Source organism: Streptomyces diacarni (assembly GCF_003323715.1).
Taxonomy (GTDB): Bacteria; Actinomycetota; Actinomycetes; order Streptomycetales; family Streptomycetaceae; genus Streptomyces; species Streptomyces diacarni.
Genome location: NZ_QOIN01000042.1, coordinates 66269 through 80299 on the forward strand (window position 1 = coordinate 66269; position 14031 = coordinate 80299).

Below are 14031 nucleotides of genomic sequence, written 5' to 3' on the forward strand. Positions count from 1 at the left end.
CGCGAGCACACATGTGCGTGGGGGACACTTAATCACCAGACTGGAGTTCTTCTGGGGGACGGCCCCCAGGGCACACGAGTGCTGATCTCATCATGATCTATACACAAGGAGCCTCCCTTGGAGTTCGACGTCACCATCGAGATCCCGAAGGGCTCGCGGAACAAGTACGAGGTCGACCACGAGACGGGCCGCATCCGCCTGGACCGCCACCTGTTCACCTCGACCGTGTACCCCGCGGACTACGGCTTCGTCGACGGCACCCTGGGTGAGGACGGCGACCCGCTCGACGCGCTCGTCCTGCTGGAGGAGCCCACCTTCCCCGGGTGCATCATCAAGTGCCGCGCCATCGGGATGTTCCGCATGACCGACGAGGCCGGCGGCGACGACAAGCTGCTGTGCGTGCCCGCCTCCGACCCGCGGATGGAGCACCTGCGCGACATCCACCACGTCAGCGAGTTCGACCGGCTGGAGATCCAGCACTTCTTCGAGGTGTACAAGGACCTGGAGCCCGGCAAGTCCGTCGAGGGTGCGGACTGGGTCGGGCGGGCTGAGGCGGAGTCCGAGGTGGAGGCGTCCATCAAGCGGTTGGCTGCCGCGGGGCACTGAGCTTTTTCTTTTTGTTGCCGCTCCCCCGGGGCGGGCCCCCCATGGCTCTCCCTCTTCCTGTGGGCCGCCCACCCCCGAATGGTTGCTCTCTGTTTGGGGGGCTCCTCCCCCAGACTCCGTCCGGGGGGACCCCCACCCCAAGCCCCCGGGGTCTCGCCGACCAGGCGTTGGGGCGGCTCCGCCCCCCAACTGCCCCCCGCTACGGGGGCTCCGCCCCCCCTAGGAGCCCCCGTAGGGAGAAGGGGCTCTCTCTTGGGTGAGAAACGGACCGGCGGCTGTGGGGAGGGGGCTCAGAAGCCGCGGGTGCGTTTGGCGGCTCGGCGGCCGGGGAGGGGGGTTTCCTGGCCGGGGGTCTTGATGAACAGCCTGGCGAGCTCCCCGCCGAGGTTCACCCCGATCGCGATGGCCAGCGCCAGCGCCCCCGCGGTGGCCAGGTGTTCGAACCCCTTGTTGACGTCCTCCTGCGCGATGTTCAGCAGCCCGAAGTAGGTGTTGCTACCGGGCAGCAGCGGCCCGATCGCCGCGGTGATGTACGGCAGTGAGGACGCGAACTGGTACCGGGACAGCAGCTGGCCGAAGAGGCCGACGAGCCCGGCGGCCATCACGGTGGCGGGCACCGGCTTGACCCCCGCCGTGGAGAGCGCTCCGAAGATCAGCCACGCGACGCCCCCGTTGAGCGTGGCCAGCACGATGGTGTGCCGCTCCTGCTGGAGCAGGATGCAGAAGGCCAGGGTCAGCAGCATCGCGGCCAGCAGCTGGGTGACGGGCCGGTCGGCGTGGTAGACGACGTCCGGGGTGAGCTGGGCGTGCAGCCGGTCGCCGACGTAGAGGATCATCAGCACGCCGCAGACGATGCCGACGATCAGGTAGACGACCTCCAGCAGGCGTGCGGCGGCGGTGATGTAGAAGCCGGTCAGCCCGTCCTGGACGGCCGCCACGAGCGCCCGCCCGGGGATCAGCGCGAAGAGGCCACCGGTGATGACGGCCGAGGCTTGGATGTCCATGTCGGTGTGCTGGGAGAGCAGCGCGACGCCGACCCCTATGCCGGCGGGCGGCATCGCGGCGGCCGCGAACTGGTAGAACTCGGGCAGTCCGCGGGCCGCGCACAGCCAGGCGAGGCGGTCGCCGAGGACGGCGCCGAGCGCGGCGAGGAAGAAGACCAGCGCGTCGCCGCCGACGAGCAGGGACGCCGCGCCGGAGAGGGCGCCGCTGGCGACGCTGAGCGCCCACTTGGTGTACGGGTGCCTGTTGCGCCGCATCTCGGCGAGGCGCCGGTAGGCCTCCTCCAGGGAGACGTCACCCTGGGTGATGTCGGCGACGAGGCCGAAGACGGAGGAGAGCCGCGTGTAGTCGGTGCCGCGCCGCCGCACGGTCCTGCTGAGCGTCACCGGGTCGTCGACCAGTGAGGGCTGGTGGGTGATGGAGAGCAGGGTGAAGGTGACGGTGGGTTCGGTGCGGTCGAGCCCGTAGGCGTGGGCGACGCCGAACATGGCGGCTTCGACGTCCTCGGCGCCCTCACCGCCGGCCAGCAGCAGTTCACCGATACGCAGAGTGAGGTCGAGGACGCGGGGCGGGGGCGGTCCGCTCTCGGTCTCCTCGGTGCGTGCGGGCTTCTCGGGTACGGGCCGCTCGGCCAGCGGCATGCGGACCATGGAGCGCATGCGGTCCTGCCAGGGCGAGCCCGGCTTGGCGAGGGGGCCGATGACGGGAACGCCCTCGGGTGGCGTGAAGGCGCTGCCGTGTTCGAAGTGCGGGGAGGCCTTGAGCCCTTCGGGGAGGGTGAACTCGGAGGTCGGGTGTTCCTCCTCGGGGACGGGGGGAAGCGGCACGCCCATGGGGGCGGTGAAGGCGCTCCGCGACTCGTCGGAGGACGTCCTGGCGTCCTCCGACTCACCGCCCTGCTCTGCGGCGTCGCCGTTTCCCTTGGGCTGCCCCACCACGTTCTGTCCGCTCCTTGCCTTCTTGCGCCTTACGCGCGGTACGCCTCATCTTTCCAGCAGTGCCACACCACGGACGCGGTGTCCAACGATGCCGGTTCCACGTGCCGGAAGCGTCTTACCTCACAGTGGAGCATGGAGCGTGATCCTCCCCCCAAAGGTCCCCCTGCTCAGGGGGATTAAAAGGCAGTCAGCGCCGATGAGGGGTGTGACGTGCGAGACCCGGCCGCTGAATGCAGCCGGGCGGCGCAACGGAGGAATGGCATCACCAGCTCGCGGGTGAGGGCCTTCCAGCCGTCCTTGGTGTACGGCGCCGTCCGGCGCCGCGCTTGCCGCCGCTCGGGCGTGTCACCCCGCGCTGCTCGGCCTCTTCGGCGTGCCTGTCCGGGTCGAGGTCGCCGAAGGCTCCCACGCCGGGCGGTCGGACAGGACGCTGAGGTCGCGTGCGCCTTCGCCCGCCATGACGAAGGCGCCCCCCTCCAGGCGGGCGATCAGCTCGCGCGCCCAGGCCGCGTCGCTGTCGGCGGTGCGGACCCGCAGCTTCATGATCTCCCCGATGTGGCCCTGCTCCTCGGTGCCCGCGCCGGCCGGGCTCCCCTTCGCCCTCACCTCGTCCCGCCGGCTCTCCAGCGCGGCCACGCGCTGTGCGAGCAGGTCAAGGGCTTCGCCGCGCGGGAGGTCGACGAGGAAGCCGATGGCGGAGGTCAGCAGTTCCCGTTTCTCGCGGGTGGCGGTCAGCGCGTACCGCAGCATGCGGAAGAACTCCGCCTCACCTGCCGCGGTGATCTCGTACTCGGTGCGCGGGGGGCCGCCCGCCGTGCTGGGGGCGGTGTCGTGCGCGTGCAGCAGTCCCTGCTTGGCCAGCTGTTTGAGCGCGTGGTAGAGCGAGCCGGGCTTGGCGCTCGACCACTCGTGCGCGCCCCAGTACTCCAGGTCGGCTCGGACCTGGTAGCCGTGTGCCCGTCCGCGCAGGCGCACGTCTCCCAGCACCAGCAGCCGGATCGCCGACATCGCTTCCCCTGCGTGTTGAGTGCTTCGTCTCCGCGCACGCTCTGGTCAAGTTTGACCAGTTGCCGGTCACGGGGGGTACTCCGCGGACCGCCAGGCGGACCAGTCGGACCCGGGCATCGCCCCGGCCCCGAAGACCACCCGCCCGTGCCCCCGACAGCGGCGGGGGCACGGGCGGTGCGGGTACGGCGTCAGAACGGGAACTCGCTGCGTTCCCGCTGGATGGACAGCCAGCGGGTGGTGGTGAACGCCTCCACCACCTGGGGGCCGTTCAGGCGCCCGAGCCCGGAGAGCTTCTCGCCGCCGTAGGGCACGGTGGGCTCGTCGGCGACCGTGGAGTCGTTGACGTGGACCATGCCCGCGTCGATCCGCCGGGCCACGGCGATCCCGCGCTCGATGTCGGAGCTGTGCACGGCGCCCGCGAGCCCGTAGGGGGTGTCGTTGGCGACGTGCACGGCCTCCTCGTCGCCGTCCACCGGGACGATCAGCGCGACGGGGCCGAAGATCTCCTCGTGCAGCAGCGGCGAGGCCACCGGCAGGTCGGTGAGCACGCTGGGCGAGACGAGGTTGCCGTCGGCGGCACCGTGCAGCAGCGCGGTGGCGCCCTCGGCGAGGGCCTGCTCGACGATGGCGGTCACGCGTTCGGCCTGCCGGGAGTTGATGAGCGGGCCGATGTGCGTGGCGGGGTCGGCCGGGTCGCCGACGACGAGCCGGCGGACGCGCTCGACGAACTTGGGCGTGAACCGAGGCTCCAGGCGCCGGTCGACGATGATCCGGTTGGCCGCCATGCACAGCTGGCCCTGGTTGACGAAGCGGCTGTAGACGGCGGCGTCGACGGCGTAGTCCACATCGGCGTCGTCCAGCACCACCAGGCCGCTGTTGGAGCCCAGTTGCAGGATGACGCGTTTGAAGGTGCGGCCCGCGACGGTGGAGACGTGGCGGCCCACCCGGTCGGACCCGGTGAAGGAGATGACCTTGGGCACCGGGTGCTCGATGAGCGTGTCGCCGATCTCCGCGCTGTCGGTGATGACGACGTTCACCAGCCCCGGCGGCAGTCCGGCGTCCTGGAGGATCTTGGCCACCAGGGTGCCGCCGCAGATGGGCGTGGACTGGTGGGGCTTGAGGACGACGGCGTTGCCCAGCGCGAGCGCGGGCGCGGCCGACTTGACCGCCAGCAGGAAGGGGTAGTTGAACGGCGAGATGATGCCGACGACTCCCACCGGGTCGCGGTGGACGCGGTTCTCCTTGCCCTGCACGGAGGACGGCAGGATCTGGGCGCTCGGAGTCAGCGCGAGCTGGAGCGCCTCGCGGAAGAACTCCTTGACCATGTGGATCTCGAAGGCCGCCTTGAGCCGGGTGCCGCCCAGCTCGGCGACGATGGCCTCCGTGATCGCGCTCTCCTGCTCCTCGATCACCCGGATCGCCCGCTCGAAGACGCGTCTGCGCGCGTACGGGTTGGTGGCCGCCCACTCACGTTGGGCCCGTTCCGCGGCGCGGTACGCCTCGTCCACCTCGTCGCGGGTGGCGACGGTGATGGAGGCGAGCTTCTCCCCGTTGTAGGGGTTGAAGTCGATGATGTCCCAGGAACCCGTGCCGGGACGCCACTGGCCGTCTATGCACTGGAGGGCCAGATCCGTGAAGTAGGACATGCCATTCCTTCGTGGGGTTGAAGGAGATGCTGCTGGCTGGTCATCGTACCGGCCGATCACAGCAGTTGGCGGATTCGGTGAAGGTGATCCCGGGTGTGTTCGGGAGAAAGGCCGATTTCCACCAGTCGTCGCAGCACCTGATCGTACTGCGCCACCTCGTCACGCTTGTCCAGATACAGCGCGCTGGTCAGCTGTTCGAGGTAGACGATGTCGTTGAGGTCCGACTCGGGGAAGCGCAGCAGCGTGAAGGCGCCGCTCTCCGCGGCGTGGCCGCCGAGCCCGAACGGGACGACGTACAGGGAGATGTTGGGCGCCTCGGAGACCTCGGCGAGGTGGAGCAGCTGGGCGTCCATGACGGCCGCGCTGCCGAAGGGGCGGCGCAGCGCGGCCTCGTCGAGGACGCAGAGCAGGTGCGGTGCGTGCTCCCCCTGCAACAGCTTCTGGCGTTCCAGGCGGAGCGCGACGCGGCGGGCGACCTCGTCGTCGGCGAGGGGGGTGCGGTGCCCGGCGCTGACGACGGCGTGCGCGTACGCGTCGGTCTGCAGGAGGCCGTGGACGAACTGCACCTCGTAGGTGCTGATGCGGGAGGCGGCTCCCTCCAGGCCCACGTAGGTCTGGAACCAGGCGGGCAGCACGTCGCTGTAGTTGTGCCACCAGCCCGCGATGCTGGAGTCCCGGGCGAGCGAGAGCAGGGGTTCGCGCTCGGTGTCGTCGGTGACGCCGTAGAGCGTGAGGAGGTCCTCCACGTCGCGGGCCTTGAAGCTGACGCGGCCCAGCTCCATGCGGCTGATCTTCGACTCGGAGGCCCGGATCGAGTAGCCGGCGGCCTCGCGGGTGATGCCGCGCGCCTCCCGCAATCGCCTCAGCTGGGACCCGAGCAGGATGCGGCGCACCATGGAACCGCTGGCTCCGCCCGCCCCTTTCGGTACCGCGGTGCTGCTCTGTGCCGGTTGTGTTGCCATTCCGATCAGCCCTCCACCCCTGCTCGAGGGGAAGTGTGCCATCTCCGCGCTCCGTTGGGTGCGCACCCGATTACACACGAAGGAAAGTAGCGCGTGCACGTGCATCTGCCCTTGCATCTGCTGTGAGCATTGGGAACCATGGGGAAGGCACAAGTGGACCCGTCGGCCGAGGAGTTGGCTTTCGGGTGCGCCGTGACGCCCGCACCAGCGGGGAAGCACGTCCGACAGGGATCCGTACAGGATCGCCGCTGCCGCAGACAGCCAGGAGTGGCCGTTGCACGGGACCGAAGGATCGACGGTGCTGGAGCCCTTATGGGAGGGGCTCCCCACACCGGATGCCGCCTCGGTTTCCGGTTCGGTCTCCTGCGCGCTCCCCGCGCACCACCGATCCGTCTCCGGCGCGCGGGACTTCACCCGCAGGACGCTGCAGCGCTGGGGCCTGTCCGAAGAGTTCGATGACGTGGCGCTGGTGGTCTCCGAATTGGTGACCAATGCCATGCGGCACGGCCTGACCCCCGGCGCCGATCACGGGGCGGCGTCGGGGGACGAGGGCGACCAGCAGGTGAGACTCCATCTGACCTGCTGGTCCGCCCGACTGGTCTGTGCCGTACGCGATCCCAGCGACCAACCGCCCGACGTGTCGGCCGTGCGGGCCGCACGGGCGGCGGCAGACGGGGGTTTCGGCGGGCTGGAGGGAGTGCCCGGCGGGATCCTCGAACACGGGGGTAACGGGGGATACGGGGGTAACGGGGGACACGGGGGCGTCGTGGATGCCGAGGGCGCGTGGGACGCGTCGAGCGCCTTGGCTCCCTACGGGGAGGCCGAGGCGCTCGGCATCACGGCGGAGTCGGGCCGGGGACTGTGCCTGGTCGACTCCTTCAGCGACACCTGGGGATGGCACCCGCTGCCGGGCCCACTGGCCGGGAAGGTCGTGTGGGCCCTCTTCCGGGTGGACGGGGGCGCCGGCACCCCTGCGGGCGCCCGGAGTGTCATGGACGCAACAGATCGTCGAACTCCCCGGCCTTGACGCCGAGGATCATCGCCTCGACCTCCGCCGGCGTGTAGACGAGCGCGGGGCCTTCGGGGAAACGCGAGTTGCGCATGGCGATGTCGCCATCCGGCAGCTTCGCGAGTTCCACACACGTTCCCTGCGAATTGCTGAACCGGCTCTTCCGCCACACGACCCCCTGGAGGTCCTTGGCGGCCATGCCGTTGTACGCGTGAGGCACTGGGGTCTCCTGGACTCGTCCGGTGGGCCGTGCAGGTTGAACAGCAGGTCAGTGCCGACTGCCAACTCCCCGGGATCATAACTGCGTTCACGTACCGATGCATGTGCCGATGCACGTGCACGACACGCGGTCGCAAACTCATCACAGCGGGTCAGACCCTTGACTTGAACTTCACTTCAAGTCCTAGCTTCGTCCCATGAGCATGGAGATGACCGCGTGGAACGCGCTCTACAACTCGCGCCACGCCCACCAGGACCAGCACCCGTTCTCCGCCGCGACGGTCCGCCGCATCGTCCGCTTCGCACACCGCCACCACCGTAAACTGGTAGCTTTCCTGCTTCTCAGCAGCGTGCTCGCGGTCGTCACCGTCGCCACACCGCTGCTCGCCGGCCGGGTGATGAACGCCATCGACCGGCACGAGAGCACCTCCACCGTGCTCGTCCTCGCGGGGCTGATCGCGGCCATCGCCCTGGCGGAGGCGGGGGTCGGCATTCTGACCCGCTGGCTGTCCGCGCGGATCGGTGAAGGCCTCATCCTCGATCTGCGTACCGCCGTCTACGACCACGTACAGCGCATGCCGGTGGCCTTCTTCACCCGCACTCGTACAGGTGCTCTTGTCAGCCGACTCAACAACGACGTCATCGGAGCGCAGCGCGCCTTCTCCTCCACCCTCTCCGAGGTCTTCAGCAACCTCGTCACCCTGCTGCTGACCCTCGTGGTGATGCTCAACCTCTCCTGGCAGATCACCCTCCTCACCCTCGCCCTGCTGCCGATCTTCGTCCTGCCCGCCCGGCGGATGGGGGCGCGGCTCGCCCGGCTGGAGCGGGAGCGGGCCAACCACAACGCGGTGATGAGCACCCAGATGACCGAGCGCTTCTCCGCGCCCGGCGCCACCCTCGTCAAACTGTTCGGGCGGCCCGGGGAGGAGTCGGCCGCGTTCGCCCAGCGGGCGGGACGCGTACGGGACATCGGCGTGCGCACCGCCATGGTGCAGGAGGTCTTCTTCACCGCGCTGACCCTCGTGGCGGCCCTCGCGCTCGCCCTCGTCTACGGGCTCGGCGGCACCTACGCGCTGCGCGGCAGCCTCGACCCCGGCGCCGTCGTCTCCCTCGCCCTGCTGCTGACCCGCCTGTACGCCCCGCTGACCGCGCTGGCCAGCGCCCGCGTGGAGGTGATGAGCGCACTCGTCAGCTTCCAGCGCGTGTTCGAGGTGCTCGACCTCAAGCCGCTGATCGAAGAGAAGGAAGGCGCAGAGGACCTGCCAGGGGAGCCGGCCTCCGTCGAGTTCGACGACGTCCACTTCAGCTACCCGTCCGCCGACAAGGTCTCCCTCGCCTCCCTGGAGGAGGTCGCCACCCTCGACACCCGGGGCGGCGAGGAGGTGCTGCACGGCATCTCCTTCCGGGCCGAACCCGGACAGATGATCGCCCTGGTGGGCTCCTCGGGAGCGGGCAAGTCCACGCTCGCCTCCCTGGCCCCCCGCCTCTACGACGTGGACAGCGGCGCCGTCCGGCTCGCAGGCAAGGACGTGCGCGACCTGAGCGCCGCGTCCCTGCGGGCCACGCTCGGCATGGTCACCCAGGACGGCCACCTCTTCCACGACACCATCCGCGCCAACCTGCTGCTCCCCCGCCCCGACGCCACCGACGAGGAACTGTGGTCCGCGCTGCGCCGCGCCCGCCTGGACGAGCTGATCGGCTCACTGCCCGACGGCCTGGACACCCTGGTCGGCGAGCGCGGCTACCGGCTCTCCGGCGGCGAACGGCAGTGCCTGACGATCGCCCGGCTGCTGCTGGCCCGGCCCCAGGTCGTCGTACTCGACGAGGCGACGGCGCACCTGGACTCCACCTCGGAGGCGGCCGTCCAAGAAGCCCTCGGCGAGGCGCTGGCCTCCCGCACCTCGCTGGTCATCGCCCACCGGCTGTCCACCGTGCGGGCCGCCGACCAGATCCTCGTCCTGGAGGCGGGCCGGGTGGTCGAGCGGGGCACCCACGAGGAGCTGCTGGCCGCGGGCGGCCGCTACGAACAGCTCTACCGCACCCAGTTCAGCGAGTCCGGCACCGACGGTGCCGGTGCCGACGACGGGACCGGTGCCGACGGCGGAGAGGGGGCGGCCGTCGGGAACGGCGGGGCAGCGGCCAGGGGTTCCGCCGGCGGCCGGAGCGGCGGTGGAGCCGAGGTGGGCGCGCTCGCGTGAGCGGTGGCGGGCGCGGGGGCGGGCGCGGGCGCGCTCGCCGGAGCGGTCCTCACCCGGGCGGGCGCGCTCGGCGGGCGGCGGCGAAGGGGGCGGCACAGGGTGGGAGAACGGCCCGCCCCCGCGGGGCGGCCCCTCCTCGACGCCGGCCGGCCGACCGCCGCACGAATCCCGGAAGGACACGAGCGCCATGAGCTGCTCCAGCCTGGAGGCCCTGACCCGCTGCTCCGTCGCCGTCGACCTGGGCGCCGCCAGGACCCGCGTCTACGCCAAGGGGACGGGGCTGATCGTCGACCAGCCCTCGGTCGTCGCCGTGAACACCTCCTCCGGCGCGCTGATCGCGGTCGGCGACGCGGCCGAGCGGATGGACGGGCGCACCCCGCAGCACATCCGGGTCGTCCGGCCCGTGGCCGGCGGCACCGTACGCGACATCGACATGGCGCGCCGGATGGTGCGCTCCTTCATCGGCGAGAGGCTGCGCCGGGTCAGACGGCGCAGGGTGATGGCCCACGCGGCGGCCACCGTCCCGCACGACGCCGACCCGCTGGCCTGCCGCGCCGCCGTGGAGACCCTGACCGGGGTGGGCGCACGCCGTGTCGAGCTGGTGGAGGCGCCCATCGCGGCGGCGATCGGCGCGGGCCTGCCGGTCGCCCAGCCCGAGGCGGCCATGGTGCTGGTGTGCGGCACGACCACGACGCAGGTGGCGGTCGTCTCCGTGGGGGCGATCGTCGCGGCGGGGACGGTGGGCCTGGGCGGGGACACCATCCACCACGCCGTGGTGCAGTACCTGCGCAACCGGCACGAGCTGCTGCTGCCCAGCCAGGAGGTGCGCCCGCTGCACCTGGCACTGCTCGGCAGCGGCGGCGTCGGCAACGGCGTCTACACCGGATCGATCGAGGTCCAGGGCCGCGACGTGGTCTCGGGTCTGGCCCGCACCGTCACCATCGACCCCGAAGAGGTGCGCAGCGCCATCCAGACCCCGCTCACCGGGCTGCTGGACACCATCCGCGCCGTCCTGCACCGCTGCCCGCCCGACCTGGTGGCCGACCTGGCGGACCGCGGCATGGTCCTCACCGGCGGCAGCGCCGTCCTGCCGAGCCTCGCCGACCAGCTGCGGGAGCACACGGGGATGGGCGTGCGACTCGCCCAAGAGCCCGAGCTGACCTCGGTGAACGGGCTGGCGGCCCTGATGGCCGGGCGTCTCGCACCGAGCCCCGCGGCGGAGGAGGTGGGCCAGGACGCGGCCGCGGCAGGCGCCGGGCGCGGCGCGCTGTCGGGCCACCACCCCCTGTCGGGCGACCGGGAGGTCATCGGAGCGCCCGAGAGCGGGGCGGCGGCCGACGCGGTACCCGTGCCTGGCCAGGAGGCGGGGTGAGCCCCGGAAAGCCGGGGCGCGCCCGCCGGGCCGGGGCTCAGATGGCCCCGGCGGCCCGGTCTCTGGGGGCGTAGGGGCCGAAGAGATCGACCAGGCGGGATCGGGAGCGCTGGAGGCGGTCGCCCATGACCGCCGCGATGGAGCGCGTCATCGCCAGGCCCAGGTCCTTGTCCTCCTCGCACAGCAGCCGCACCGACTGCGCGTCGAATTCCAGCGCGCGTACGGGGCTGTCCGCCTGGGCGCCCAGCGACCACACGTACGGCTGGAACATCCAGGACCAGCCGAGCAGCTCCCCGTGGCGGACATGGTCGATGGCCACGTCCCGATGTCCTGGTATGTGCATGGCGAGTGTCGCGGATCCGGTGTGCAGGATCCAGAAGCGGTCGGCCCTGGTGCCCTCTTCGAAGATCTGCTCTCCGGCTTCGAAGTGCACTTCGTGGCCAAGGGAGCGCACCCGCTCGCGCTGGTCGGAGGTCAGCTCGGCGAGCAGTCCCGTCGTGGTCTGCATGGCCCGCCCTCCCTTCCGGGAACAGAGCGACGTATTCCCACGTCACGACTTTTTCAGCGTAACGCGCATCACCCGAACAGGCGAGTAACAGCCGGACGGAACGTACCGTCGGCAGTATGTGCAGGAACATCAGGACGCTACGTCCCCCCTACGCCGAAGCGGTCACCGACGAGGACGTCCGGGCAGCCGCGCTCCAGTACGTACGCAAGGTGTCCGGCTTCCGGGCACCCGCCGCGCACAATCAGGCGGCCTTCGACCTGGCCGTCGAGCAGATCGCCGAGGCGACCGGCACGCTGCTGGACACCCTCCAGGTGAGAGGCGCGGCCTCCCGCTGAGCCCCGGCCCCGCGCCCCGCTCCGCCTCAGCCGCCCTCGCGGGCCCCCTCCCGGCCCTCCAGCAGCTGCAGCAGCTCACCCAGCACCTCGGAGAGCTGCTCGCGCCGCTCGCCGCCGAGCCCCGCGAGCAGCGACCGCTCGTAGGCGACCTGCTCGGGCATGATCCGGTCCACCAGCTGCCGGCCGCCGTCGGTGAGCGACAGGTGGGCCACGCGCCGGTCGCGGGCGTCCGGACGCCGTACGACCAGGCCCTTCTCCTCCAGTGTGCGCACCCGCTTGGTGACGGCCGTGCCCGAGGCGTACGTCTCCCTGGCGAGCCGGCCGAAGCTCAGCTCGCGATCCTCCCGGCGCAGGGCGCTGAGGATGTCGAACTCGGGGCGTGAGAACCCCTCGTGCGCCAGCGGCGCGTCGGACGCCTGCCGCAGCAGCGCCGCGCACCTGGTCAGACGCCCGATGACGCCGATCGGCTCGGTGTCGAGATCCGGGAGCACCCGCTGCCACTGGCCCAGGACCCTGGCGACGACGTCCCCCTCGGAGCTTTCTGCGCCCTCTGCACCCTCCGGGTTCTGCGCGCTCTCGGTCGCCTCGCCGTCGCTCTCGGGCTCCGCGAGCCGCGGGGCCCCTCCCGTACCGCGGCCCCGCTCGGCCGCCGTTCCTCCGTTCGCGTCCGCTCTCTCGCCGGGTGCGGCGTCCTCCGGCACGCGCTGCCCCTCTCGCCCGAGCTGTCGTCTCCCGTTCACCGCTCAATTCTGCCGCCGGGGGGCACGGCGACGGTGGAGCGGGGTCCCGCCGCGGGCGTCAGCGCGCCGCGCCACTCGACGAGGGCGCGTGCGGGTGCGCGTGCGGGGCGCGACCGGGCGAGGGCGCTTCGGGGGACTACTGGCCGGTTGGGGGTGTCGCCGTATGGGGGAACCGGCGCGGTGGGTGGTCGGTGACGAGGAGGTGGTGGAGGCGGGCGAGTGCGGACAGGAGGGTGTCTCGTTCCTCGTCGTCGACGCCGGCCAGCGCGGTGGTCAGCGCGTTGTCGGCGTGTGCGGCGCGGCGCTGCTCGCTGGCGGCGCGGATGGCCTCGGTGAGGTCGACCAGGGTTTTGCGGCCGTCGGCGGGATCGGCCGCGGTGGTGACCCAGTCGCGGGCGGCCAGGGTGCGCACGCTGGTGGAGACGCGGCTCTGTGCCAGTCCTGTGCGCTTGGCGATGTCGCCGACGGTGCTGCGGCGATGCAGGAAGAGGTCCTGGAGGACCAGGAACTCGCCGGGCGCGAGGTTGAGCGCGTGCGCGCCCATGCCTTCGAGTGCGATCTCGGCCAGGCGGCGGCCGAGTTGGTACAGGTCGCTCATCTCCATGCCTCCAAAGTACATCTCCATGTATGCATCTCAATAGATGCATCTTGACAGATCAATCTCTACGGATGCATCTTGGTGGAGGTCGAAAGGGGCTGCGAGCCCGCAATCCATTGGAGAAGCACCATGAGCCTCAGCGATTACCTGCTCTACACCGGCGTGTTCGTCGCGATCCTCGCCACTCAGCTCGGTACGCGGCGTCCGGACGCCAGGCGGCTGCTGCTGCCCGTCGCGGTCGTCGCGGGCGTGGGGTTCAAGTACCTCAAGGACGTGCCGGCCGGAGACACGGCCCACCTGATCGAGGCGGCCGGACTCGTGCTCGGGCTGGTGTTCGGTGCCGCTTCGCTCGCCCTGATCGAGGTCCGCCGCGACCCGGCCGACTCCCGCCTGGTCACCGTCGCAGGCTGGCCCTACGCCGCGCTGTGGACGGCCGCCATGGCCCTGCGCATGCTGTTCGCCTACGGCTCGACCCACTGGTTCACGCACGCGCTGGTCTCGTTCTCCGCGCGGCACCACGTCCCGGCCGCCACCTACGGCACCGCGTTCGTCCTGATGGTCCTGGCCATGATCACCGTCCGGACCGCCGGCGTCCTCGTTCGCGCCCGCCGCACAGGCGCCACGGTCGACTTCGGCACGCTGGGCATCGCCCGCCGGCTTGCACGCTGAGCGTCCCGCGGGGCGACGGCCTCCACGGCATGCGCCGGAGCGGCAGCGGGACCCCGCCGCGCGCGCCGCACCGCGCGGCATCGACGAGAACAACGAATCGGCCCCGTCAGCCCTGTCGGCCCGGCCGTCGAGACGCGAAGGCGCCTCAACGGCCGGGCCGAACGCCGGGCCGGGCCCGGAGGCCGGCGGCTCTCCGGCGAGACCACGAAGACAACGGGGAG

14 protein-coding genes are annotated in these 14031 nt (G+C 71.4%); 6 read left to right on the top strand and 8 right to left on the bottom strand.

The window, feature by feature from the left end; genetic code table 11:
* Positions 1 to 117: 117 nt before the first annotated feature.
* Positions 118 to 606, top strand: a complete 489-nt coding sequence (locus tag DTL70_RS12805) for an inorganic diphosphatase (protein WP_114019035.1) — start codon at positions 118 to 120, stop codon at positions 604 to 606.
* 290 nt (positions 607 to 896) lie between these two features.
* Here the strand turns inward: DTL70_RS12805 and DTL70_RS12810 are convergent, their stop codons facing one another.
* From DTL70_RS12810 to DTL70_RS12825, 4 genes are all read right to left on the bottom strand, one after another.
* Positions 897 to 2546, bottom strand: coding sequence for a threonine/serine exporter family protein (locus tag DTL70_RS12810; protein WP_114022038.1), 1650 nt, complete (start codon positions 2544 to 2546; stop codon positions 897 to 899).
* Positions 2547 to 2891: 345 nt separating this feature from the next.
* Complete coding sequence (locus DTL70_RS12815; RefSeq protein WP_114022039.1) at positions 2892 to 3554, bottom strand: PadR family transcriptional regulator; 663 nt, start codon at positions 3552 to 3554, stop codon at positions 2892 to 2894.
* Between the two features lie 188 nt (positions 3555 to 3742).
* On the bottom strand, positions 3743 to 5200 hold the full coding sequence (locus tag DTL70_RS12820) for an aldehyde dehydrogenase family protein (protein WP_114022040.1): 1458 nt from the start codon (positions 5198 to 5200) through the stop codon (positions 3743 to 3745).
* A gap of 56 nt (positions 5201 to 5256) precedes the next feature.
* Positions 5257 to 6162 carry a helix-turn-helix domain-containing protein gene (locus DTL70_RS12825; RefSeq protein ID WP_114022041.1) on the bottom strand — a complete coding sequence of 302 codons (906 nt, stop codon included), beginning with the start codon at positions 6160 to 6162 and terminating at the stop codon, positions 5257 to 5259.
* 274 nt (positions 6163 to 6436) lie between these two features.
* On the opposite strand from DTL70_RS12825, the gene DTL70_RS12830 reads away from it, so the two are divergent.
* Entirely contained in the window at positions 6437 to 7189 is a 753-nt protein-coding gene (locus DTL70_RS12830; RefSeq protein WP_181860903.1) for an ATP-binding protein, read from the top strand.
* On the opposite strand, the gene DTL70_RS12835 is transcribed toward DTL70_RS12830, so the two are convergent.
* On the bottom strand, positions 7152 to 7391 hold the full coding sequence (locus DTL70_RS12835) for a DUF397 domain-containing protein (RefSeq protein WP_114022043.1): 240 nt from the start codon (positions 7389 to 7391) through the stop codon (positions 7152 to 7154). The genes DTL70_RS12830 and DTL70_RS12835 overlap by 38 nt on opposite strands.
* Before the next feature lie 196 nt (positions 7392 to 7587).
* Here DTL70_RS12835 and DTL70_RS12840 point away from each other — a divergent pair, with 196 nt between their 5' ends.
* Together DTL70_RS12840 and DTL70_RS12845 are read left to right on the top strand one after the other, a co-directional pair.
* On the top strand, positions 7588 to 9588 hold the full coding sequence (locus DTL70_RS12840; protein WP_245979332.1) for an ABC transporter ATP-binding protein: 2001 nt from the start codon (positions 7588 to 7590) through the stop codon (positions 9586 to 9588).
* A 187-nt stretch (positions 9589 to 9775) separates the two neighbouring features.
* A complete protein-coding gene (locus tag DTL70_RS12845) occupies positions 9776 to 10960 on the top strand; it encodes a rod shape-determining protein (RefSeq protein WP_114022044.1) in 1185 nt (394 codons plus the stop codon).
* 37 nt (positions 10961 to 10997) lie between these two features.
* Here the strand turns inward: DTL70_RS12845 and DTL70_RS12850 are convergent, their stop codons facing one another.
* Positions 10998 to 11468 carry a Crp/Fnr family transcriptional regulator gene (locus DTL70_RS12850; protein ID WP_114022045.1) on the bottom strand — a complete coding sequence of 157 codons (471 nt, stop codon included), beginning with the start codon at positions 11466 to 11468 and terminating at the stop codon, positions 10998 to 11000.
* Between the two features lie 116 nt (positions 11469 to 11584).
* Here DTL70_RS12850 and DTL70_RS12855 point away from each other — a divergent pair, with 116 nt between their 5' ends.
* Positions 11585 to 11803 carry a DUF2277 domain-containing protein gene (locus DTL70_RS12855; RefSeq protein WP_114022046.1) on the top strand — a complete coding sequence of 73 codons (219 nt, stop codon included), beginning with the start codon at positions 11585 to 11587 and terminating at the stop codon, positions 11801 to 11803.
* Between the two features lie 26 nt (positions 11804 to 11829).
* Here the strand turns inward: DTL70_RS12855 and DTL70_RS12860 are convergent, their stop codons facing one another.
* On the bottom strand, positions 11830 to 12312 hold the full coding sequence (locus DTL70_RS12860) for a MarR family winged helix-turn-helix transcriptional regulator (protein WP_245979352.1): 483 nt from the start codon (positions 12310 to 12312) through the stop codon (positions 11830 to 11832).
* A 367-nt stretch (positions 12313 to 12679) separates the two neighbouring features.
* On the bottom strand, positions 12680 to 13147 hold the full coding sequence (locus DTL70_RS12865) for a MarR family winged helix-turn-helix transcriptional regulator (protein ID WP_181860904.1): 468 nt from the start codon (positions 13145 to 13147) through the stop codon (positions 12680 to 12682).
* A 123-nt stretch (positions 13148 to 13270) separates the two neighbouring features.
* Between DTL70_RS12865 and DTL70_RS12870 the strand changes: the two genes are divergently transcribed.
* A complete protein-coding gene (locus tag DTL70_RS12870; protein WP_114022049.1) occupies positions 13271 to 13810 on the top strand; it encodes a hypothetical protein in 540 nt (179 codons plus the stop codon).
* Positions 13811 to 14031 lie beyond the last annotated feature (221 nt).

What these genes read in the sequence shown, in the direction of transcription:
- DTL70_RS12815 (WP_114022039.1), bottom strand. Translation starts at nt 3,554, where the DNA reads ATGTCGGCGATCCGGCTGCTGGTGCTGGGAGACGTGCGCCTGCGCGGA.
- DTL70_RS12820 (WP_114022040.1), bottom strand. Translation starts at nt 5,200, where the DNA reads ATGTCCTACTTCACGGATCTGGCCCTCCAGTGCATAGACGGCCAGTGG.
- DTL70_RS12825 (WP_114022041.1), bottom strand. Translation starts at nt 6,162, where the DNA reads ATGGCAACACAACCGGCACAGAGCAGCACCGCGGTACCGAAAGGGGCG.
- DTL70_RS12840 (WP_245979332.1), top strand. Translation starts at nt 7,588, where the DNA reads ATGAGCATGGAGATGACCGCGTGGAACGCGCTCTACAACTCGCGCCAC.
- DTL70_RS12845 (WP_114022044.1), top strand. Translation starts at nt 9,776, where the DNA reads ATGAGCTGCTCCAGCCTGGAGGCCCTGACCCGCTGCTCCGTCGCCGTC.
- DTL70_RS12850 (WP_114022045.1), bottom strand. Translation starts at nt 11,468, where the DNA reads ATGCAGACCACGACGGGACTGCTCGCCGAGCTGACCTCCGACCAGCGC.
- DTL70_RS12855 (WP_114022046.1), top strand. Translation starts at nt 11,585, where the DNA reads ATGTGCAGGAACATCAGGACGCTACGTCCCCCCTACGCCGAAGCGGTC.
- DTL70_RS12865 (WP_181860904.1), bottom strand. Translation starts at nt 13,147, where the DNA reads ATGGAGATGAGCGACCTGTACCAACTCGGCCGCCGCCTGGCCGAGATC.
- DTL70_RS12870 (WP_114022049.1), top strand. Translation starts at nt 13,271, where the DNA reads ATGAGCCTCAGCGATTACCTGCTCTACACCGGCGTGTTCGTCGCGATC.